Below are 19282 nucleotides of genomic sequence, written 5' to 3' on the forward strand. Positions count from 1 at the left end.
CTCGCCGGGGGCGGTCGGTTTGCGCGACCGTTCCTGGCCGGGTGCGGGCTTCACAGGTCGTCCGCTTCCAGTCCCAAGCTCGCTATTTCCCGTCTGGTGCTGGCCGTCGCAGGCGTCGCATTCGCGACGCCTGCACACCGTTTGGTGTCAGCCTAGAACCGCACCGCCAACTTCAACACGCCGGACTGCTGCCGATTCCCGCCGCCAAACTGCGCGTCGTAAGCGACCCCCGCCGTCGTATTCCGCGCAATCGCGACCTCGGCGCCCAGCCCGACCACGGCCGCATTCTGCGCGATCGGCACCCCCGTCACCGAGAACGTGCTGCCGCCCTCGAAAGCCAGCTCCTGGCGGGGCTTCACATCGCCCATGGCATGGCGCCAGCCCAGCGACGCGGTCACGCGGCCCGGGGCGCCCTTGGACTCAAACTCCCACGACCCGCGCATGCCCAGCGTGGTGCTGGTCACATCGTCGGTATTGCCCGACCCGCGCAGCGCCGCGGATCCGCCCGATTCCTGGAAGCCGCGCGTGCGCAGCTGGTTCCACGCCAGGCCGGCGTAAGGTTCGATCGTGTAGGCGTCGCCCAGCGGCAGCTTGTAGCCCAGCTCCGTGAACAGCTGCGTTGACGACGCGCTGTAGGAAGACTTGAGCTGCTGGTTCAGGCTGCCGGCCGTGACATTGCGCTTCGTGTCGATGTCATGCCAGGTATAGGCCGCGCCTGCCATGAAGCGGATGGCGCCGGGACCCGCGGCGAAATTGCGGCCGCCGAATACCGTTGCCGTGTAGCTGTCGGCATCGGTGCGCGACGAGGTGTCCGCAATCGAGCTGTGGCTGCCGATGTAGCCGACCGCGCCGCCCAGGCGCCAGCCGTTGCCCACGGCGGCATCGCTGCCGACGAACAGGCCTCCGGCCGATTGACTGACGCGCGCTGCGTTGCCGTCGCCGCCAAAGGAACCCCAGTTGCCGAAGGCCTGTGCCCAGACCGGATGAGCGCCGCTTTGCGGTAGGGCGTCGGGCGACGGCGTGCCCAGTTGCGCGGTCGCTTGTCCGGCGCGTACCGGCGCGTCGAGGTTGCTGCGCAGATGGTCCAGCGGCAGCGAGCGCACGGTATCGCTCTGGCTCTGCAAGACGCTGGCGTTGCTGGCGTAGGCTTCGCCGGCCAGCAGCGTCAGCGCCGATTTCGCTTCGGTCGGCGTCATGGTGAGCACCGCGGTCGTCACCTGGCTGGCGCCGGTGTTCTTGGGCGACGAGATGCCGCTGCCGATCACCGAGGATCCATTGCCGCTCGACGACGAGCCGTTGCCCGATGAGGACGAGCCGTTGCCCGACGACGAAGAGCCGTTGCCCGCCACCGGCGGATCTTCCTTGTCCAGGGCATCGCCCACGCTGCCCGCGTTGCCCGAGCCGCCGATGCTGCCAATCGGCACGTCGTTGCGCGTGAGCGTCATGAAGGCGTTCTTGGCGTCGTAGCTGAGAGAGGGGGTCAGGAACGCATAAGCGCTGGAGGTGCCGGTGAAGCGGCCCTGGATGCCGCCGTCGGCGGTCAGGATGTTGTAGGTGGTGCGCGGCGCGTAATTACCGGCCGGGCCGACGTGGGCGACGGTGCCGTCCAGGTAGGCCACGCCGGTGACGTGGATGCGGTCGCTGGCGCTGCTGGCCGGATCGGCGTGGACGCGGTAGAGGGTGTCCTGGCCGAAGGTCAGGTTGCCGTTGACGGTGAGGGTGCCGATGGGCGAGCCATCGTTGCCCGGCGAGATGACGGCGGTGGGGTAGAGGGTGGTGGTGCCGACCTGACCGACGCCGGCCAGCACGACTTCGCGGCCGATGTCCATGGGGCCATTGAGTTTGCCATTGATTTCGAGGGCGCCGTCGGCGATCAGGATGGGGCCAGTCAGGCCGCTGCTGTCGGCGTTCAGGATCAGCGAGCCGGGGCCGGTCTTGACGAAGCCCTGCGTGCCTTGCAGCGGATTGTTGATCGTGTCGACGAATTGACCCGAGGCATAGGTGCCGTCGCCGACGACGAGGGCGGGCGGGTTGCCGCCGTTTCCGACCAGCGTGATGGGCGCGCCTTGCACGGTGTAGCGGTCGGTGGCGAACTGGATGCCCGACACGCGCACCGGACCGGCGCTGCCATCAACGGTGACGGTGCCGGCCGCGCCGGTGAAGATGGCGTAGCCGCCGTCGGGCAGGGCGCCGGTGGCATTGGTAGGGCTATTCCAGTTGCCGCCGGTTGCGGTCCAGGTGCCGTTGCCGCCACCGGCGCGGGTGGCCGATGCCGCGCCGTTGCCGTTCCACAAGTTGGTGGTGCTGGGGCCCAGGATGAGGTTGATCTGCTTGTCGCCGGTCAGCGACTGGAGGGTGGCGCCGGGCAGCGAGTCGCCGGTGACGGTGCCCAGCGTCAGGCCGTTGCCGCTCAGGGTGCCGCCGTACGACATGATGCGGTAGTAGCCGCCGTTGACGCCCAGGGTGTTGACCGAGACGTTCAGGGTCGTGTTGTTCAGGGCGACGTTGCCGCCGACGGTGATGTTGTCGCCCGTGCCGGGTTGGGTAATGGGCAGGCCGGCGTAGCCCGTCTCGAAGTCGAACACGGCGTTGTTCATCGACAGGTCGCCCTTGACGACGAGGTTGCCGTTGGAGACGCCGGTCGGGGTGCCAAGGGGATAGCCGGGCGCAACGCGCGCGTTGCCCGTGACGTTGAGATTGCCGTTGATGGCGCCGAAGCCCGAAACGGTGCCATTCGATGCCGCGTTGACGTTGCCGTTGAGGGTGACGCCGGCGCCGCCGCCATTGCCGCCGATGACCAGCGTGCCGCCGTTGACGTCAACCCCGCCGGGGTAGTTGACCGAGCCGTCGAATACCTGGGTATTGCCGGGAGCAACGGTCAGGTCGGCGGCCAGGGCGCCGCTGAGATAGGTGGTGCTGAGGGCGAGCGTCGCGGTCAGCCACTTGTTCGTGCTTTTTATCAAAACTGGGGTCCTTTATATTTCGATTAATAATCTGGCGCCCAAGCCTTGTTTGTTGATGCAGACGGGCTGCTGCATATAGAAACATTTGGCTGGACGAGATGGGTGATCGAAAAAAAGGACGCAATTTATACCAGTTTTTTTGCAGAACGAAGAATTAACCGGGAGATACCATCTTGATTATCTATATATTTGAGATGGATACCAACCGTCAGGTTTTTGGAATGACGACTGGATACCATCCTTATTATCTAAATGGCGCTTATTGATACATTCGATAGCGTTTGCCGTGATGTGGATGGCGTTGGGCGGGTTTGGCGGAATTTCTATTTTTTTTATTATTGATAAATCTTCGCTGTTGTCTATATAAAGCCAAGTAATTCAACGATCTGGCTGCTGTTGGACAGATCGATGCCGACGCAGTGGCAGCATTTATCCGAAGGGTGCGATATACGGCTGTGCAATGTGGACGTCGGTGTCAACTAAAGCTCGCCGTGGGGATGAAACTTGTCGATTCAGATAATCGGATAGTCGACGCGGATACCAGTATGGTCAATCCATTTGCTCCCATCCGCATCGACCGCCTGACGCCTGATTACGGCCTGTCAGTATTGAAATGCGCCCCGCGGCTGCCGCACTGCGCGATGGCATCGTTCACGATCAGCGCGGCTACCTGGGCCAGGTTGCGCAGCTCCAGCAAGGCCATGCTGGTTCCGTCGCGATCGCAATACGCCTTGATCTGCGCCGTCAGCGCGCCGATCTGGCTTTTGGCCCGCAGCAAGCCGGCGTCGGTGCGCACGACGCCGACCTCCCGGCTCATCAGGCGCCGCAGGGCGTCGCGCAGTGCCTCGGCATGCTGGCGGGTCTGAGCATCTGGCCCGTGTGCGGGGGTAGGCGCCGCAGGTGCATGACGCACGCTTGCAGCCGGCCGCAGCAGGATGTCCCGGGCGGCGGATCGGCCCATGACCACGCATTCCAGCAATGAGTTGCTGGCCAGCCGGTTGGCGCCGTGCAGGCCGGTGCAGGCGGCTTCGCCCACGGCGTACAGGTTGGCGACTTCGGTGCGGCCTGTGGTGTCCGCGACGATTCCGCCGCAGGTGTAGTGGGCGGTGGGTGCCACGGGGATGGGGTCGACGGCCATATCGATGCCCAGCGCCAGGCAATGGGCGTGAATGGTGGGAAAGTGCGTCAGCAGGAAGTCGCGGAGGCGGTGGCTGATATCGAGATGGACGCAGTCCAGGCCGTGGCGCCGCATTTCCTGGTGGATGGCGCGGGCCACGATGTCCCGCGGCGCCAATTCGGCGCGCGGATCATGGTCAGGCATGAAGCGGCGCGCGCCGGGCAGCCGCAACAGGCCTCCTTCTCCCCGCACGGCTTCGGAGATCAGGAAGCCGCCACTCTGTGGATGATGCAGGCCGGTGGGATGAAATTGGGTGAATGCCATGTTGGCGATGCGGCAGCCGGCGCGCCAGGCCATGGCGATGCCGTCTCCGGTGGCGGATGGGGGAGCGCTGGTGGTGTCATAGACCTGTCCGGCGCCGCCGCTGGCCAGTACGACGTGAGAGGCCATCATGTCGACGTACCGGGCGTGTTCGATATCGAGCAGACGAACGCCCTGGCACGGCGTGCCCGCTGCGCCGCGCTGGATCACGTCGATGGCAAAATGCCGTGGCAGCAGCGTGATGCCCGGTTGACGCCGGACCCGATCATGCAGCGCATCCATGATGCAGCGCCCGGTCGCATCGGCGCTGTGCACGATGCGCCGGCGTCCGTGGCCGCCTTCCTGTGTCAGATGCAAGGCGTCGCCCGCGCGGGTAAAGCCCACGCCCTGGTGTTGCAGCCAGGCGATCGCATCGCGAGCCTGCGCAATGATCTGTCGGGCCGCCGTTGCATCGGACAGGCCGGCGCCCGCGGTCAGGGTGTCTCGCACATGGTCGGCCACGCTGTCCTCGAGCGCGAGCGGGGCGGCGATGCCGCCCTGGGCCCGAGGGCTTGCGCCATCCATGAGGGGGCCTTTGGCGACCAGGGCGACGCGCCGCCGGGGCGCCAGCTCCAGCGCCGCAGTCATGCCTGCGAGTCCGCTGCCGATAATGATGACGTCGAATTCCATGGCGAATTTTTATCTGAAGAGGCGGCCGGAGAGGGTTTCAGGCCGGGCCGACGCGCGCGAAGAGCTCGGTGTCCCGCGCCATGTCGCCGCTGGTGCGCACGCGGCGCTTGCGGTGGTCCGCGAAGGCAAGCATGCGTTCGATGGGGGCCTTGGCGCGTTCTCCCAGAGCAGGGTCAAGCATGATTTCGTTGCGGCCGTGCTCCAGGGTGTCGGCCAGACGCTCCAGCGTATTCATGGCCATCCAGGGGCACACGCCGCAGCTTTTGCAGGTGGCGCTGTCGCCCGCCGTGGGCGCGGCGATGAAGACCTTGCCGGGCGCCTGGGCCCGCATCTTGTGCAGGATGCCCTGATCGGTGGCCACGATCAGCTGCTGCGCTTCGAGTTCTCGAGCGGCCTGGATCAGCTGCGTGGTCGAGCCCACCACGTCGGCCTGGGCCAGGACCGATTGCGGCGACTCCGGGTGCGCGAGGACGCGGGCCTGCGGGTGTTGCGCGCGCAGCAGCTCCAGTTCGGTGCCCTTGAATTCGTCATGGACGACGCAGGCCCCTGGCCACAACAGCATGTCGGCGCCGGTTTGACGCTGGACGTAGTGTCCCAGGTGCTTGTCGGGCGCCCACAGGATTTTCCGGCCCTCGGCATGCAGGTGCGCGATCACGTCCAGGGCGATGGATGAGGTGACGACCCAATCGGCGCGCGCCTTGACCGCGGCGCTGGTGTTGGCATAGACCACCACCGTGCGGTCAGGATGGGCATCGCACCAGGCCGAAAAATCGGGTGCCGGGCAGCCCAGATCGAGGGAACAGGTCGCGTCCTGGTCGGGCATGAGGACACGTTTGGCGGGGCTGAGGATCTTGGCGGTTTCGCCCATGAAGCGTACGCCGGCGACCACCAGGGTCTCGGCGGGATGATCCCGTCCAAAACGCGCCATCTCCAGGGAATCGCCGACGCAGCCGCCGGTTGCCTCGGCCAGGTCCTGCAGCGCGGCGTCGACGTAGTAGTGGGCGACCAGCACTGCGCGGTGGCGGGTGAGCAGCGTTTGGACGTGCGTGGTCAACGCGGTGGCATTGCTTGGGCGGGAAGAGGGGGCCGGGCCGTTTGGCGCCTGGCTAGCCGCACTGGAGCAAGTCGCTCCGTCGAGCGGGCTGTCTGCACGGCGGGGGTGGGGGCTCATGGCATCGCTCCATTTCTGATGGTGGACGCTTGGGGTGAGCGTCACGCGGGTCGAACGCAATCCATATTATGCTTAAAACGAGCATAAGTCACTTGGGCTGCGCTGACGCGTCAGAAGGGCGGCGCTGGCAATGATGCTTTTGGGGACGGACCGAGGCGTCATTCAGCTTGAATGACGCCTCGGAATTGACGTTGGCGCTCGGTCTGGCGCTCGGTTCAGTGGGGCCTGCGGCGGCCCACACCGGCCATTTGGCGTGTTCAATTCACCAGAACCGGCTTGTCCCGATACATGGCCGGAAAGGTCTTGGCCAGGTTCTCCACCTTCGGCACGTCATTGACCATGATGTACATGCTGTATGGATGCCGCACCAGATAGTCCTGATGGTATCCCTCGGCGGGATAGAAGGCCTTCAGCGGCTCGACCGTGGTGGCCAGGGCCTTGGGATACACCCCGGCCTTGTCCAGCTGCGCGATGTAGGCCTCGGCCACCTTGCGCTGGCTGTCGTTGGCCGGGAATACGGTGGAACGGTATTGCGTGCCGCTGTCCGGCCCCTGGCGGTTCAACTGGGTCGGGTCGTGCGCCACCGAAAAGTAGATCTGGAGCAGTTGGCCGTAGGTGACCTGCGTGGGGTCGTAGGTGATCTCGACCGATTCGGCGTGGCCGCTGCGGCCGCCGCTGACGGTGTCGTAGTCGGCGGTGGAAGCCTGGCCGCCGGCATAGCCGGAGACGGCGGAAGTCACACCCTTGACGTGCTGGAACACGGCCTGCACGCCCCAGAAGCAACCGCCCGCGATGACGGCTTTTTCCTGGCCGGCGGCCGCGGGTTCGTCGACGGCGGGCGGCGGGATGATGACGGCGCGTTCGGCGGCGCCGGCCACGTTGGCGGCGAACAGGCCGCCAGCGGTGACCAGGGCGGCGCAGAGCGCGCGGGGCAGGGTGCGGATAGGCATGATGCGGATTCCTGTACAGAAAAGACGCGGGCCGGGGTCAGGCCTGCGGGGTGAAGCGCATGGCCACGCCGTTCATGCAGTAGCGTAGTCCGGTGGGGCGCGGGCCGTCATCGAAGACATGGCCCAGGTGGCCGCCGCAGTTGCCGCAGTTGACGGCAGTGCGGATCATGCCGAAGCTGCGGTCTTCCAGCGTGGCCACGGCGTGTTCCAGCGGTTGCCAGAAGCTGGGCCAGCCGGTGCCGCTATCGAATTTGGTGGCGGAGGAAAACAGCTTTTGGGCGCAGCCGGCGCAGGCGAAGGTGCCGGCGCGGTGTTCGTCGTTCAGGGGGCTGGTGTAGGGCCGTTCGGTACCCTCGCGGCGCAGCACGTCGTATTGCGCGGCGGTCAGCTTGGCGCGCCATTCGGCGTCGGTCAGCGTGTAGGGGTAGGTCGGCGCCTGGGCTTGCGCGGCGCGCGCCCGGTTGGCGCCCAGCAAGGGGGCCAGCCCGGCGGCCGCGGCGACCGCGCCGCCTGCGCCGAGGAAATGTCTGCGTTTCAGTCTCATGACGTGCTCCGTGTGCGTCGTTGAGGGTGGGATGGCGGCCCCGGGGTAAACAACCCCAGGGCGACCCGTTCCCGCCTCACTTGCCCATGGCGTCCTTGCCCATGGAATCCTTGCTCATGCCGCCTTTGGACATGCCGTCCTTGGACATCGAATCCTTGGACATGCCGTCCTTGCCCATCGAGTCTTTCTTCATGCCGTCATGGGACATGTTGTCCTTGCTCATGCTGCCCTTGGACATGCCGTCTTTCGACATGCCGTCCTTGGCCATGCCGTCTTTCGCCATGCCATCCTTGGACATGCTGCTGGCGGGCGCGGCGTCCTTGGACATCGAGTCGCGGCTCATGCTGTCGGCCGCATGGGCGGCGACGGCGCCGAAGGCCAGGCACAGGGCAAACGCGGTGGTGGTGAGTTGCTTCATGGTGAGTTCCTTTGGTGTGTCGTTGAATGAAAAAACAAAAGAGCAAAAAGCCACCTAGCTGCCGCCGAACCAGTTGTAGCCCTGGTCCTCCCAATAACCGCCCGGGTAGGTGTTGGTGACGAAGATCGCCTGGATGTGCTTGGGGTTTTTGTAGCCAAGCTTGGTAGGCATCCGCAGCTTCATGGGAAAGCCGTACTCGGGCGGCAGGGTCTTGCCGTCGTAGGTCAGCGCCAGGATGGTCTGCGGATGCAATGCGGTGGGCATGTCGATGCTGGTGTAGTAGTCGTCGGCGCACTTGAAGCCGACGTACTTGGCGGTCAGGTCGGCGCCGACGCGCTTCAAGAAGGTAGAGAAAGGCACGCCGCCCCATTTGCCGATGGCGCTCCAGCCTTCGACGCAGATGTGGCGGGTGACCTGGTCGATCTGGGCCATGGCGCGTAGTTCCTCCAGGCGCCAGCGGCGCTTGTCGGCGACCATGCCAGTGACTTCCAGGCGGAAGCTTTCCTCTTCCACGTGGCGCACCTCGTCGATGCCGTAATAGGCATTGAACGGAAAGGGGCGGGTAATCATGGACTCGGGGTAGGTGGGGGCGAGCTTGTCGGGGTCGAAGATCCAGCCCTGCACGCGGTCGTTGAAGCGCGAGACGGCGGTCAGCGCCTTTTCGACGTTTTCGTCGTCGGACAGGGTGCAGCCGGACAACATGGCCAGCCCGCCCAGGGTCAGGCTGCTGCGCAGGAAGGCGCGGCGCGAGGGGGCCTCGACCCGCTTGTCCAGGATCTTGACGGCTTCTTTGAGGATGGCCGGGCCGTCCAGGCCCAGCAGCGACAGGCGTCGTTTTGCGCTCACACTAGGCTCCTTATTTGCCGCGAATCATGGCGATGAGGCTGCGCGGCACCAGGGCCACCATGGCCAGGTGGACCGCGACGAAGGCCACGAGCAGCGCCATGGCGAAGAAATGGATGCGGCGTGCGAATTCGTAGCCACCCAGCAGGGTGCGCAGCAGGTCGAATTGCACGGATTTCCACAGCACCAGGCCGGACAGGACCAGCACGGTGATGTCGGCGATGACGAACAGGTAGGCCAGCCGCTGCACCTGGTTGTAATGGCGCGGGTCGGCGTGCGAGAGCTTGCCGCGCAGGGCGGCGCCCAGATCGGCCAGCACGCCGCGGGGGCCGACGGGGAAGAACTTGCGGGCCAGGCGGCCGGTCGTAAGATTCAGCCCCAGGTAGAGCAGGCCGTTGACCAACAGCAGCCACATGCCGGCAAAATGCCATTGCAGGGCGCCGCCCAGCCAGCCGCCCAGCGTGGCGCCGTTGGGAAAGGTGAAATCAAACAGCGGCGAAGCGTTGTAGATGCGCCAGCCGCTGGCCACCATGATGACGACCGCCAGGGCGTTGAGCCAGTGGGTCACGCGCAGCCAGCCGGGGTGGACAGGGCCCACGGAGGCCGGGGCGGAGCCCGTGGCCCGCCGGGCCGGGGCCGAGGGGGACGGCGGGCTGCCGGCAGGGGCGGCCTGGGCGTTCGGCCCGCGGGGCAGATTGCCCGCGAGCGGCGCGTCGGCGGCAGGGGGGCGGTCACTGATGGCGGCCATTTGGGGGCTCCTCGGGGAGGCGTTCGTTGTCGTTGGAGCCATTCTTCCCCGGGGCCGATATCCAAGTCCTCACGCAAACTTAAAATAAATGTGAAACTTGGCCGCCCTGGATTGGCGACAATAGCGGTGCCGTCGCGGGCTTTGCCGCTTGCGCCCGGCGTTTTTGCGGCAACCCCGCCGTGCAACCCACCCGAGCCTTTGCCATGGATACGCCCCGCCGCGTCCTGATCGTCGAAGATGACGCCCATATCGCCGAATTGCTGCGCCTGCACCTGCGCGACGAAGGCTATGCGGTCGAGCACGCGGCCGACGGCCACGAAGGCATGCGCCGCCTGGAAGAGGGCGACTGGGATGCCCTGGTGCTGGACTTGATGCTGCCGGGCATCGACGGCCTGGAAATCTGCAAGCGGGCCCGCGCCATGGCGCGCTATACGCCCATCATCATCACCAGCGCGCGATCCAGCGAGGTGCATCGCATCCTGGGGCTGGAACTGGGCGCCGACGATTACCTGGCCAAGCCGTTTTCGATGCTGGAACTGGTGGCGCGGGTGCGGGCGCTGCTGCGCCGCACGGATGCGCTGGAACGCAACGCCCGCATCGATGCGGGCAGCTTGCGCCAATACGGCGTGGCAATCGACCCGGTCGCGCGCACGGCGTCGGTGGACGAGCGGCGGCTGGAATTGACACCGCGAGAGTTCGACCTGCTGCATTTTTTCGCGCGTCACCCGGACAAGGTGTTTTCGCGGCTGGACCTGCTGAACCATGTTTGGGGCTACCAGCACGAAGGCTACGAGCACACGGTGAACACGCACATCAACCGGCTGCGCACCAAGATCGAGACCGACCCGTCCAATCCCCAGCGCATCCTGACAGTCTGGGGGTGCGGCTATAAATTCGCGGCGGGCCCCGCGTCGCAATCGGAATCCGCCCCATGAAGCGCCTGACCTTGACCCAACGCCTGTCCGGCGTGTTCGCGCTGCTGCTATTGGCGTGCTGCGGCGCGTCGGCCTGGTTCCAGATTTCGGCCAATGTGCGCTACGAACAAGAGGTGGTGCAGCGGCTGTCCAGCGGGCTGGCGCAGCACATCGCGGGCACCAATGAGCTGATGGACGCCAACGGCTGGAAGCCGGACGCGGTGCGCTCGCTGTTCAGCATGCTGATGGCGGTGAATCCGTCGGTGGAGGTGTACCTGCTGTCCAATGACGGCCGTATCGTGGGCGACGCGGCGCCGCCGGGGCAGGTCAAGCGCGAACGGGTGGATCTGGCGCCGGTGCGGCGTTTCCTGGCGGGCGAGGCGTTGCCGATCGCAGGCGATGACCCGCGCCACCTGGACACGGCCAAGGTGTTCTCGGCCGCGCCGGTGCGGGTGGGAGGGCAGGACAAGGGGTATGTCTACGTGGTGCTGCAAGGGCAGGCGCATGATGCGCTGGCCATGGCGGTGTCGCGCAGTTCGGTGCTGCGCACGACGTTGTGGTCGATCGCGTTGGTGGCGCTGCTGGGCCTGGTGGCCGGCCTGGCCGCGTTCGGGCTGATCACCCGGCCGTTGCGCGGGCTGACGCGGGCGGTGCGCGATTTCGACGGCGACGATGGGCGCGCGCTGGCGGCGTTGGAAAAACCGGCCGATGCCACCGAGACGAGCGGCGACGAGATTTCGCTGTTGCGCCGCAGTTTTGTGCAGATGGGCCGGCGCATCTCCGAGCAATGGCGTGAACTGACGCGCCAGGACCAGCAGCGCCGCGACCTGGTGGCCAATATTTCGCACGATCTGCGCACGCCGCTGACGTCGCTGCACGGGTATCTGGAAACGCTGCGGATGAAGGACGAGACGCTGGACGCGGCCGAACGTCGCCGCTATCTGGACATCGCGCTGGCGCAAAGCCGCAAGGTGGGCCGGCTGGCGCAGGAACTGTTCGAGCTGGCGCGGCTGGAGTCAGGGCTGGTGCGGCTGGAGCCCGAGACATTTTCGCTGCCCGAGCTGGCGCAGGACGTGATCCAGAAGTTCGAGCTGGCGGCCGAGGCGCGTCAGCAGCGGCTGACCACGGCCATCGCCCATGAACTGCCGCCGGTGCGCGCGGACCTGGGCATGATCGAGCGGGTGCTGACCAATCTGCTGGACAACGCCATCCGCCATAGCGCGCCGGGCGGGCAGATTGAACTGAGCCTGGGGCAGGCGCGAGAGGGCGTGCAGGTGCGGGTCAGCGACAGCGGCGCCGGCATTCCCGAGGCGCTGCGCGCCGGGTTGTTTACCCGCGCGTCCGTGCTGGCCAACGGCCCGCGCGACAGCGGCGGGCTGGGCCTGGTGATCGTGCATCGCATCCTGCAGTTGCACCACAGCGATATCCGCCTGGTGGAACGGCCTGAGCCGGGCGCCGTGTTTGAATTCAATCTGCCGGCGGCGCGTTAGGGGTTGAAGGGGGCAGGTCTGGACCGGCGGCGCGCAGGCGCCGCACGACGCCTTGCGTGGCGTCCACCCGCGCCAGCCGGCCGTTACGCCGCCGCCGGCATCCTGCCGTTCAGCAGGTAATCCATCAATTCCCGCACGCTGCGCATCGCGTCGCCGAACGGCAGCTTGGACGCGCCGCGGAAGAACAGGCCGCGGCTGACTTCACCGCGCATGGCGGCGGCCAGTTTCAGGTCGATGCAGAATTGGCCGAAACGCGAGATGCCGTCGCGGATGCCGCATTGGGTCAGGCAGTCCATGCGCTGGCTGCAGCGGCGCGGATCGCAGCGGGCGCCGGCCTGCAGGGTCTTTTCCTGGCGCAGGTAGCGGGTCAGCCACGGCGTAGCCACCGCGCGGGCGGGCAGACCGGCCACGCTGGTGAATTCGGCCAGGTTGGCGGGGTCGGCGTCCATCAGGACGCGCTTGAAGTTCTCGTGCGCGTCGCCTTCCTGCGTGACGGCAAAGGCGGTGCCGACCTGCACGGCATCGGCGCCGTTGGCCAGCCAGTGCCGCACCTGCTCGTGGCTGCCCACGCCGCCGGCGACGATCAGGCGCGGCGCGTCGCTGCCCAGTTGCAGGTCCTGGAATAGCTGATGGCATTCGCCCAGCACGCGCTTGAATTCAAAGCGTTCGTCGTGGATCTCGTCCAGGCGCGCGGCGCCCAGGTGGCCGCCGGCATAGCCGGGGTGTTCGATGACCACGGCGTCGGCCATGCGGCCTTTCTTCATCCATTTTTTCAGCACGGCGGCCACGCCGCGCGCTTCGGACAGGATCGGGATCAGCGCGACCTTGGGGTAGTCGGCGGTCATGTCGGGCAGGTCCAGGGGCAGGCCGGCGCCCATGACGATGGCCTGGGCGCCGCTTTCGCAGGCCTGGCGCACCAGGGCGGGATGGTCGCGCACGGCTTTCATGACGTTCACGGCCACCAGGCCGCGGCCCTTGGCCGCGTCCAGCGCGGCGCGGACTTCGCGGTCCAGCGCGACGCGGTTGGCGCCGTCGATGCGCTCGCGGTCGCGGCAGTGCTCGGTCTGCTCGACCAGGTCGGGGTGATGATGGCGCAAGTCCACACTGGCAATGGTGCCGACCGCGTTCTGGCTGGCGACGGCGCCGGCCAGGCGATGGGCGGACACGCCCACGCCCATGCCGCCCTGGACGATGGGCAGCAATTCGCGTCCAGCGAGGGTGAGTGATTGGAACCACGTCATGAAGAAGCCTTTCAGAGGAACAGTGGTTCCGAGGCTAGAGCAAGGCATGACGCGCCGCTTTGCGCGGGATCAAGCGGGCTGGGGATACAGGCGGAGCGCACCGGCTCCGCCTGAATGGACCGCGCGTTATGCCATCAGCTTGACCAGCGCCGGCACCGTCAGCACGGCGGTGTAGTAGCCCATGAACTGCACGCCGGTGTTAAAGCCGAACAGGCGCGACAGCAGGCCGCCGAATAGACCCATGGTCAGGATCACCAGCAGGCCCAGGAACTGGCCTTCCCATACGCTGATCACGATGATCAGGCCGACGAAGGTGGCGATGATCGCCTCGTGGCTGACCTTGCGCGACACGAACAGCGCGGCGCGGCGCGCGAAATTCATGGCGAAGGGGTAGGACACCACGGCGGCCAGCAGCACCGCCAGCATGCCGTAACCCAGGAATTCCCAGTGGTTCAACAGGTTGTGCAGATTGTGGGTTTCGCCGGTGGCCGCGTCCACCGTGAAGCGGGGCGGGGCGTTGAACAGCGGCGCGGCAGGGCCGGCGGCGACCGGGCTCAGCGGCAGGCCGAAGGCGATCAGCGGAATCAGGGCCTCGGCGATGTAGGTGGCCTCGGTGACGCCGTTGCGCGCGCTGAGCACGGTGGTCAGGCGGTGGTAGGCGTGCTTGATGCGCGAGCCGACCAGTTCGCCCAGCACCACCGTCATCGCTACCGGACTGAACACGAAGGTGGCGCTGGAGATGGTGGCCGTGGCCAGGGTCCAGCGGGTCTGGATGCGGTCCATGACCTTGAGCGGGTTGGGGAAGTAGCCCGACCAGCCCTTGACGTCCGGCGCCAGCGAGAACGTGCGCACCTTGTCCCGCATCATCTTGGCGCGCCCCTGCGGCGCGATCACGGTGAACAGGTCCGCGATCAGCGGCCCGATGGCGATGCCCAGGAAGTAGCTGATGCTGAGCTTGACGCCGTACTTGGCGGTCAGGCTTTGCAGGGCCACGATCACCACCACGAAGGGCACCAGCAACGCCACGGCGGCCCAGCGGCCGGCCGAGAAGTAGGCGATCAGCACGGCGGCGGCCAGGAAAATCCACGGCGCGGACTTGGTGATGGCGCCGCCGAACGGCGCCAGCAGCACGGCGAACAGCACCGCCAGCGGCACGGCCACGAAGGCCGCCACGATGGCGCCGGACACCATCTTGCGCAGCGCAATGTGCGGCACGCCCAGCTTGCGCAGCATATTGGCGTCCTGCAGCAAGGGGGTGGCCAGCGTGTCGCCGGGGATGCCCAAGAGCGCGGTGGGCACGGCGTGGGTCATGTGCTTGGCGACCGCGCCGGCCAGGAAGAAGGTGAACACGCCGGCGGGCGGCACGCCCAGCAGCACGACCAGCAGCGTCAGCGGCGCCAGCGTGGTGGTTTCGTCGGTGCCGGACACCAGGCCGATGGCGGCGAACACCACGGCGCCCAATAGGCCCATGGCCGCGGCCACCATAATCTGTTCAAGCAATGCGGGATCGCTCATGCCAGCACCTCTTTGGCTGCGCCTTGCGGCAGGCTGGGGGATGCCGTGGCGGCGGGCGCGGCGAACAGCTCGTACAGGTCCAGCGCTTTCAGCTCCTCGACCACCGCGGGCGGCAGGTCGGCCAGCGTGCCCAGGCCGCCGGGCTGCGCGGCCAGTTCGGCCAGCACCTCGGCGCGCCAGGCCGGGTCGTGCGAGGCGCTGTGCTCGACCACTTCACGCTTGGGCGGGAACAGGCGGGCGCAGATCACGCCCGCCAGCAGGCAGCCGGCCAGACCCGCCAGCATCGCGTAGGCGTGCGCCAGCTCGGGCGAGGCGACGCGGCTGCGCAGCCAGCCGCTGGCGGCATAGAAGCCCGCCACGCTGACGCCGATGCCGATGACGATCGCCCACGCCAGATGGCGCAGGTCGACCGTGTCGTTCCATACTTCGGCCAGGCGTCCGGTGGACGCCTTGGTGTCTCTATCCATGTCTGTCTCCTTGATGGACGGGCGGCGCGCAATGTCTCGGGCGCCGCCTCTGTTCTTGTTTGGTCAGGCGGATGGATCCGCCCGCCGTGGCCCTAGGCCGGTTTGCGCAGTTCCTCCAGCAGAGCCAGCGCGCGGTCGGTGCGTACGTCGTGCTCTTCGGCCATGCGCTTGGCGATCGCGTCGATTTCAGCGCCCACGGCGCCCGCCGTCAGCGCGATGTTGCGGGCGTGCAGCGCCATGTGGCCGCGCTGGATGCCTTCGGTGGCCAGGGCCCGCAGGGCGCCCAGGTTCTGCGCCAGGCCGACCGCCACGGCGATTTCGCCCAGTTCCTGGGCCGAGCGCACCGCCATGATCTTGAGCGCCACGCGCGCCAGCGGATGGGTCTTGGTGGCGCCGCCGACCAGACCCACGGGCATCGGCATTTCCAGCGTGCCGACCAGGGCGCCCGAGGCGTCTTTTTCCCAATGCGTCAGCGATGTGTAGCGGCCGTCGCGGCAGGCGTAGGCATGGGCGCCGGCTTCGACGGCGCGCCAGTCGTTGCCGGTGGCGACGATGACCGGATCGATGCCGTTCATGATGCCCTTGTTGTGCGTGGCCGCGCGGTACGGATCGATGGCCGCGAACGTGTAGGCGTCCAGCACGCCTTCGATGATCTCGGCGCCGCTGCGGTCCTTGGTGTCCAGCACTTGCGGCGTGAGGCGCACGCGGGCCCGCGACAGGCGCAGGTCGGCCAGGTTGGACAGGATGCGCAGACGCACCGAGCCGCCGGTGATTTCCTCGATCAGCGGGGCCACGGCCTCGGCCATGGTGTTGACGGTGTTGGCGCCCATCGCGTCGCGCACGTCCACGATCAGGTGCAGCACGATCATGGGGCCCCGCGGGGTGTCGGCGAACACGTGCACTTCGATGTCCTGGCAGCCGCCGCCCAGGCCGATCAGCACCTTGTCGCGGCTGTTGGCCAGCGTGACGATGCGCTCGCGTTCGCGCAGCAGCGCCAGGCGCGCGCCATGGGGGTCGCCCAGGCCCAGCACCTGCACCTGGGCGCGCATCAGCGGCCGGGTGCTGGACGTTTCAAAGCCGCCGCCGCTGCGCGCCAGCTTGGCCATGAACGAGGCCGCGGCCACCACCGACGGTTCTTCCACCGCCATGGGCACCAGCACGTCGCGGCCGTTGATCTGGAAATTGCCGGCCACGCCCAGCGGCAGCTCGAACATGCCGATGACGTTTTCGATCATGCCGTCCGCGCGGTCCAGGCCCAGCGCGCCAGGCTCGGCCAGCAGCTGGCGTTCTTCGGCCGTCAGGTCGGCGGCGTCGGCAATGGCCGACAGGCGTTGAGCGGGGGTGAGGGCGCGGAAGTTCGGCAGGCGTGAATCGGCCACCATGGCATGTCTCCATATAAGAATCAGGTGGCGAGATTCTAGGTAAACTGTACCGGCATTCAGAGGTACAGTTTGGGCGAACAGTACCATCGCACTGCACCAATTCTGGCCTTCCCCGAGCAGGAATCCCACCCCGTGGACGACGACAATCCCCTGGGCCGCACTCCGCGCGCCGCACCCATCGCCGAAAGCCTGGCCCGCCTGATCGGACGCCAGATCGCCGATGGCGTCTATCGCCCCGGCGACAAGCTGCCGTCGCTGCGCGAGCTGGCGCAACTGCACCGCTACGCCAAGAACACGGTGGTGGTGGCCTTTGAGATGCTGGTGGCGCGCGGGCTGGTCGAGCCGCGGCGCGGGTCGGGCTTCTACGTGCTGGATACCGGGCCGGCGCAACGCGCGGCCGACGAAGAGCCGGGGCAACTCAGCCGGGCGATGGACATCGTCTGGCTGATGCGCGAACAGCTCAAGACCCAGCCCGATGCCATCGCCGCCGGCGACGGCTTTCCGCCGGTGGAATGGCTGGCCGACATGCGCATGGACCGCTATCACCAGAAGGTGGTGCGCACCGGCCTGGGCACCTTGTTCCGCTACGGCAGCCGCTTTGGCTACGCGCCGCTGCGCGAAAGCCTGGTGCGCAAGCTGGGCGACGTGGGCATCAGCGCCGCGCCGTCGCAACTGGTGCTGACGCACGGCGCCAACGAGGCCATGGATCTGGTGATCCGCTACTTCCTGCCGCCGGGCGCGGCCGCGCTGGTGGACAACCCGGGCTACTACCCGCTGTTCGGCAAGCTCAAACTGGCCGGCGTGCGCATGCTGGGCGTGCCGCGCCTGTCGGACGGCCCGGATCTGGCGGCGCTGGAAGCCTTGTTGCAGCGCGAAAAGCCGCGCCTGTTTTTCACGCAGTCGCTGGCCCACAACCCCACCGGTTCCGACATTTCGCCGGCCAAGGCGTACAAGCTGCTGCAGCTGTCCGAGCGCTACAACCTGATCGTGGTGGAAAACGATCCGCTGGCCGACTTCAAGCCAACGTCCGCCGTGCGCCTGTCGGCGCTGGACCAGTTGGAACGCACCGTATACATCGGCAGTTTTTCCAAGTCGTTCTCGGCGGCGCTGCGGGTGGGCTTCATCGCCTGCGGCGCGGCGCTGGCCAGCGACCTGGCCGACCTGAAGGCCCTGGTGCATGTCAGCAGCTCGGAATACTGCGAACGCATGGTCGACGTGATGTTGCGCGATGGCCATTATGAACGGCATCTGGTGCGGCTGCGCCAGCGGCTGCAGGCCGCCACGGGCGACGCGCTGCGCGTGCTGGATTCGCTGGGTGCCGAGGTGTTCGCCCGGCCCACCAGTTCGCTGTACCTGTGGTCGGCGTTTCCGGGCGTGGACAATTCGCTGGCGCTGGCCGAGGCCTTGATGCCCGAGAAGGTCATCATGGCGCCGGGCCGCGTGTTCAGCGTGGATCCGACAGCGGCCTCGCCGTGGTCGCGCTGCAACGTGGGCGCCGTGGCCTCGCCGCGTTTCCATGCCGCGCTGGCCGCGCAATTGGGCCAGGGCGGCAAGCGCCGCGTTCAGCGGTAGGAAAAGGCGTCAAACAGGTCCTGCAAGACGGCCTGTGCGTGGGCGCCCAGCCGCAAGACGGGCGGTGCGCTGGGGCTGGCCCGCGCGCGCTGTACCGCAAAGCGCTTGACGCCGCGGCGCGCCAGTTCGCGGGCCAGGGTCAGCAGACGGGCCTCGTCCAGCCAGTCCGGGTGCCAGGTGATGCGGCATTCGAAATCCACGCCCGACGTCAGCAGCTGCGTCAGGCAGGCTTGCGCGGGGCGCTGCGAATCGCGCCGGCCGGTGATGTCGTCATAGCCTTGCGCATCGGCCTTGATGTCCAGGCCCACCCAATCCAGGTAACGCACCATGTCGGCCAGGCGCAGCGGGTAAATACCGGCCGTGTGCAGGCCGATGCGAAAACCCATGCGGCGGGCGTCGCGGATCATCGACGGCAGGCGCGGCTCGCTTAGCGGTTCGCCGCCGGAGAACACCACCGCGTCCAGCAGGCCCTGGCGGTTCTCCAGGAAGGCGCGCACGTCGCGCCAGTCGTAGCGTGCGGCGCGGGTCTGCAATTCGGGGTTGTGGCAGTAGTGGCAGCGCCAGGGGCAGCCGGCGATGAACACCACCGCGGCCAGCGTGCCGGGCCAGTCCACGGTGGAGAACGGCGTCAGCCCGCCCACCGCCGGCGCATGCCGCGGCAGCGGCTGAGCCGCCGGCCGCGGCGGCGTGGCGCGGGCCGCGCTCACCGCCTTGCCGCGGGCGGCAGGCGCGGCTCCGCAGCCGCCGGGCGCGTCAGGCATGCTGTTCGACGAAGAAGCGGCGTTCATTGAATTCGCCCTGTTTGCCGGTGTTGAAGGAAGACACGGGGCGGTGGTAGCCCATGACGCGGGTCCAGACTTCGCAGCGCACGCGCTGGCTGTCGGGGAGGCGCAGGGCCTGGGGGGCGGCGGCTTCGGGAGAGATCAAGGTTTGCATGGCGGTTCCTTGGGGTGGGGC

At 67.4% G+C, this 19282-nt stretch carries 17 protein-coding genes; 3 read left to right on the forward strand and 14 right to left on the reverse strand.

Translation table 11 applies throughout. The features are described 5' to 3' along the window. Positions 1-152: 152 nt before the first annotated feature. The 8 genes from A9974_RS05230 to A9974_RS05265 form a co-directional block, all read right to left on the reverse strand. Entirely contained in the window at positions 153-2963 is a 2811-nt protein-coding gene (locus tag A9974_RS05230) for an autotransporter outer membrane beta-barrel domain-containing protein (protein ID WP_183003074.1), read from the reverse strand. Positions 2964-3555: 592 nt separating this feature from the next. Then, positions 3556-5070 (reverse strand): L-aspartate oxidase, encoded by a 1515-nt coding sequence (gene nadB, locus A9974_RS05235; protein ID WP_183003075.1) that lies wholly within the window; start codon positions 5068-5070, stop codon positions 3556-3558. A gap of 37 nt (positions 5071-5107) precedes the next feature. After that, positions 5108-6241, reverse strand: a complete 1134-nt coding sequence (gene nadA / locus A9974_RS05240) for a quinolinate synthase NadA (RefSeq protein ID WP_183003076.1) — start codon at positions 6239-6241, stop codon at positions 5108-5110. Between the two features lie 257 nt (positions 6242-6498). Beyond that, positions 6499-7191, reverse strand: coding sequence for a peptide-methionine (S)-S-oxide reductase MsrA (msrA, locus tag A9974_RS05245; RefSeq protein ID WP_183003077.1), 693 nt, complete (start codon positions 7189-7191; stop codon positions 6499-6501). A 37-nt stretch (positions 7192-7228) separates the two neighbouring features. Beyond that, positions 7229-7735, reverse strand: a complete 507-nt coding sequence (gene msrB, locus A9974_RS05250) for a peptide-methionine (R)-S-oxide reductase MsrB (protein ID WP_183003078.1) — start codon at positions 7733-7735, stop codon at positions 7229-7231. 76 nt (positions 7736-7811) lie between these two features. Further along, positions 7812-8153, reverse strand: coding sequence for a pentapeptide MXKDX repeat protein (locus A9974_RS05255; protein WP_183003079.1), 342 nt, complete (start codon positions 8151-8153; stop codon positions 7812-7814). Between the two features lie 54 nt (positions 8154-8207). Then, the gene (locus A9974_RS05260; protein WP_183003080.1) at positions 8208-8999 is read right to left on the reverse strand and encodes a molybdopterin-dependent oxidoreductase; all 792 of its coding nucleotides are present in this window, start codon (positions 8997-8999) and stop codon (positions 8208-8210) included. 10 nt (positions 9000-9009) lie between these two features. Next, entirely contained in the window at positions 9010-9744 is a 735-nt protein-coding gene (locus tag A9974_RS05265) for a cytochrome b/b6 domain-containing protein (RefSeq protein ID WP_183003081.1), read from the reverse strand. Between the two features lie 203 nt (positions 9745-9947). Here A9974_RS05265 and A9974_RS05270 point away from each other — a divergent pair, with 203 nt between their 5' ends. Together A9974_RS05270 and A9974_RS05275 are read left to right on the forward strand one after the other, a co-directional pair. Next, complete coding sequence (locus A9974_RS05270; RefSeq protein WP_183003082.1) at positions 9948-10679, forward strand: response regulator transcription factor; 732 nt, start codon at positions 9948-9950, stop codon at positions 10677-10679. Continuing rightward, complete coding sequence (locus A9974_RS05275) at positions 10676-12148, forward strand: HAMP domain-containing sensor histidine kinase (protein WP_183003083.1); 1473 nt, start codon at positions 10676-10678, stop codon at positions 12146-12148. Before A9974_RS05270 ends, A9974_RS05275 begins: the two co-directional genes overlap by 4 nt. A gap of 83 nt (positions 12149-12231) precedes the next feature. On the opposite strand, the gene A9974_RS05280 is transcribed toward A9974_RS05275, so the two are convergent. From A9974_RS05280 to A9974_RS05295, 4 genes are all read right to left on the reverse strand, one after another. Next, the gene (locus A9974_RS05280) at positions 12232-13389 is read right to left on the reverse strand and encodes a nitronate monooxygenase family protein (RefSeq protein ID WP_183003084.1); all 1158 of its coding nucleotides are present in this window, start codon (positions 13387-13389) and stop codon (positions 12232-12234) included. A 126-nt stretch (positions 13390-13515) separates the two neighbouring features. Then, the gene (locus tag A9974_RS05285; protein ID WP_183003085.1) at positions 13516-14904 is read right to left on the reverse strand and encodes a tripartite tricarboxylate transporter permease; all 1389 of its coding nucleotides are present in this window, start codon (positions 14902-14904) and stop codon (positions 13516-13518) included. After that, positions 14901-15371: a hypothetical protein gene (locus A9974_RS05290; protein ID WP_183003086.1), complete on the reverse strand. Its 471-nt coding sequence runs from the start codon at positions 15369-15371 to the stop codon at positions 14901-14903. The genes A9974_RS05285 and A9974_RS05290 overlap by 4 nt, the downstream gene beginning before the upstream one ends. Before the next feature lie 92 nt (positions 15372-15463). Then, complete coding sequence (locus tag A9974_RS05295) at positions 15464-16753, reverse strand: hydroxymethylglutaryl-CoA reductase, degradative (RefSeq protein ID WP_183003087.1); 1290 nt, start codon at positions 16751-16753, stop codon at positions 15464-15466. 132 nt (positions 16754-16885) lie between these two features. Here A9974_RS05295 and A9974_RS05300 point away from each other — a divergent pair, with 132 nt between their 5' ends. Beyond that, positions 16886-18325: a PLP-dependent aminotransferase family protein gene (locus A9974_RS05300; protein ID WP_183003088.1), complete on the forward strand. Its 1440-nt coding sequence runs from the start codon at positions 16886-16888 to the stop codon at positions 18323-18325. Here A9974_RS05300 and A9974_RS05305 read toward each other — a convergent pair. Together A9974_RS05305 and nrdD are read right to left on the reverse strand one after the other, a co-directional pair. Next, positions 18316-19113: an anaerobic ribonucleoside-triphosphate reductase activating protein gene (locus A9974_RS05305; protein ID WP_183003089.1), complete on the reverse strand. Its 798-nt coding sequence runs from the start codon at positions 19111-19113 to the stop codon at positions 18316-18318. The genes A9974_RS05300 and A9974_RS05305 overlap by 10 nt on opposite strands. Beyond that, positions 19079-19261, reverse strand: a complete 183-nt coding sequence (gene nrdD / locus A9974_RS05310; protein ID WP_183003090.1) for an anaerobic ribonucleoside-triphosphate reductase — start codon at positions 19259-19261, stop codon at positions 19079-19081. The genes A9974_RS05305 and nrdD overlap by 35 nt, the downstream gene beginning before the upstream one ends. Positions 19262-19282: the final 21 nt, after the last annotated feature.

The organism is Achromobacter sp. UMC71, assembly GCF_014170305.1.
Taxonomy (GTDB): Bacteria; Pseudomonadota; Gammaproteobacteria; order Burkholderiales; family Burkholderiaceae_B; genus Achromobacter.

What these genes read in the sequence shown, in the direction of transcription:
- nadB (WP_183003075.1), bottom strand. Translation starts at nt 5,070, where the DNA reads ATGGAATTCGACGTCATCATTATCGGCAGCGGACTCGCAGGCATGACT.
- nadA (WP_183003076.1), bottom strand. Translation starts at nt 6,241, where the DNA reads ATGAGCCCCCACCCCCGCCGTGCAGACAGCCCGCTCGACGGAGCGACT.
- msrA (WP_183003077.1), bottom strand. Translation starts at nt 7,191, where the DNA reads ATGCCTATCCGCACCCTGCCCCGCGCGCTCTGCGCCGCCCTGGTCACC.
- msrB (WP_183003078.1), bottom strand. Translation starts at nt 7,735, where the DNA reads ATGAGACTGAAACGCAGACATTTCCTCGGCGCAGGCGGCGCGGTCGCC.
- A9974_RS05255 (WP_183003079.1), bottom strand. Translation starts at nt 8,153, where the DNA reads ATGAAGCAACTCACCACCACCGCGTTTGCCCTGTGCCTGGCCTTCGGC.
- A9974_RS05265 (WP_183003081.1), bottom strand. Translation starts at nt 9,744, where the DNA reads ATGGCCGCCATCAGTGACCGCCCCCCTGCCGCCGACGCGCCGCTCGCG.
- A9974_RS05270 (WP_183003082.1), top strand. Translation starts at nt 9,948, where the DNA reads ATGGATACGCCCCGCCGCGTCCTGATCGTCGAAGATGACGCCCATATC.
- A9974_RS05275 (WP_183003083.1), top strand. Translation starts at nt 10,676, where the DNA reads ATGAAGCGCCTGACCTTGACCCAACGCCTGTCCGGCGTGTTCGCGCTG.
- A9974_RS05280 (WP_183003084.1), bottom strand. Translation starts at nt 13,389, where the DNA reads ATGACGTGGTTCCAATCACTCACCCTCGCTGGACGCGAATTGCTGCCC.
- A9974_RS05285 (WP_183003085.1), bottom strand. Translation starts at nt 14,904, where the DNA reads ATGAGCGATCCCGCATTGCTTGAACAGATTATGGTGGCCGCGGCCATG.
- A9974_RS05290 (WP_183003086.1), bottom strand. Translation starts at nt 15,371, where the DNA reads ATGGATAGAGACACCAAGGCGTCCACCGGACGCCTGGCCGAAGTATGG.
- A9974_RS05295 (WP_183003087.1), bottom strand. Translation starts at nt 16,753, where the DNA reads ATGGTGGCCGATTCACGCCTGCCGAACTTCCGCGCCCTCACCCCCGCT.
- A9974_RS05305 (WP_183003089.1), bottom strand. Translation starts at nt 19,113, where the DNA reads ATGAACGCCGCTTCTTCGTCGAACAGCATGCCTGACGCGCCCGGCGGC.
- nrdD (WP_183003090.1), bottom strand. Translation starts at nt 19,261, where the DNA reads ATGCAAACCTTGATCTCTCCCGAAGCCGCCGCCCCCCAGGCCCTGCGC.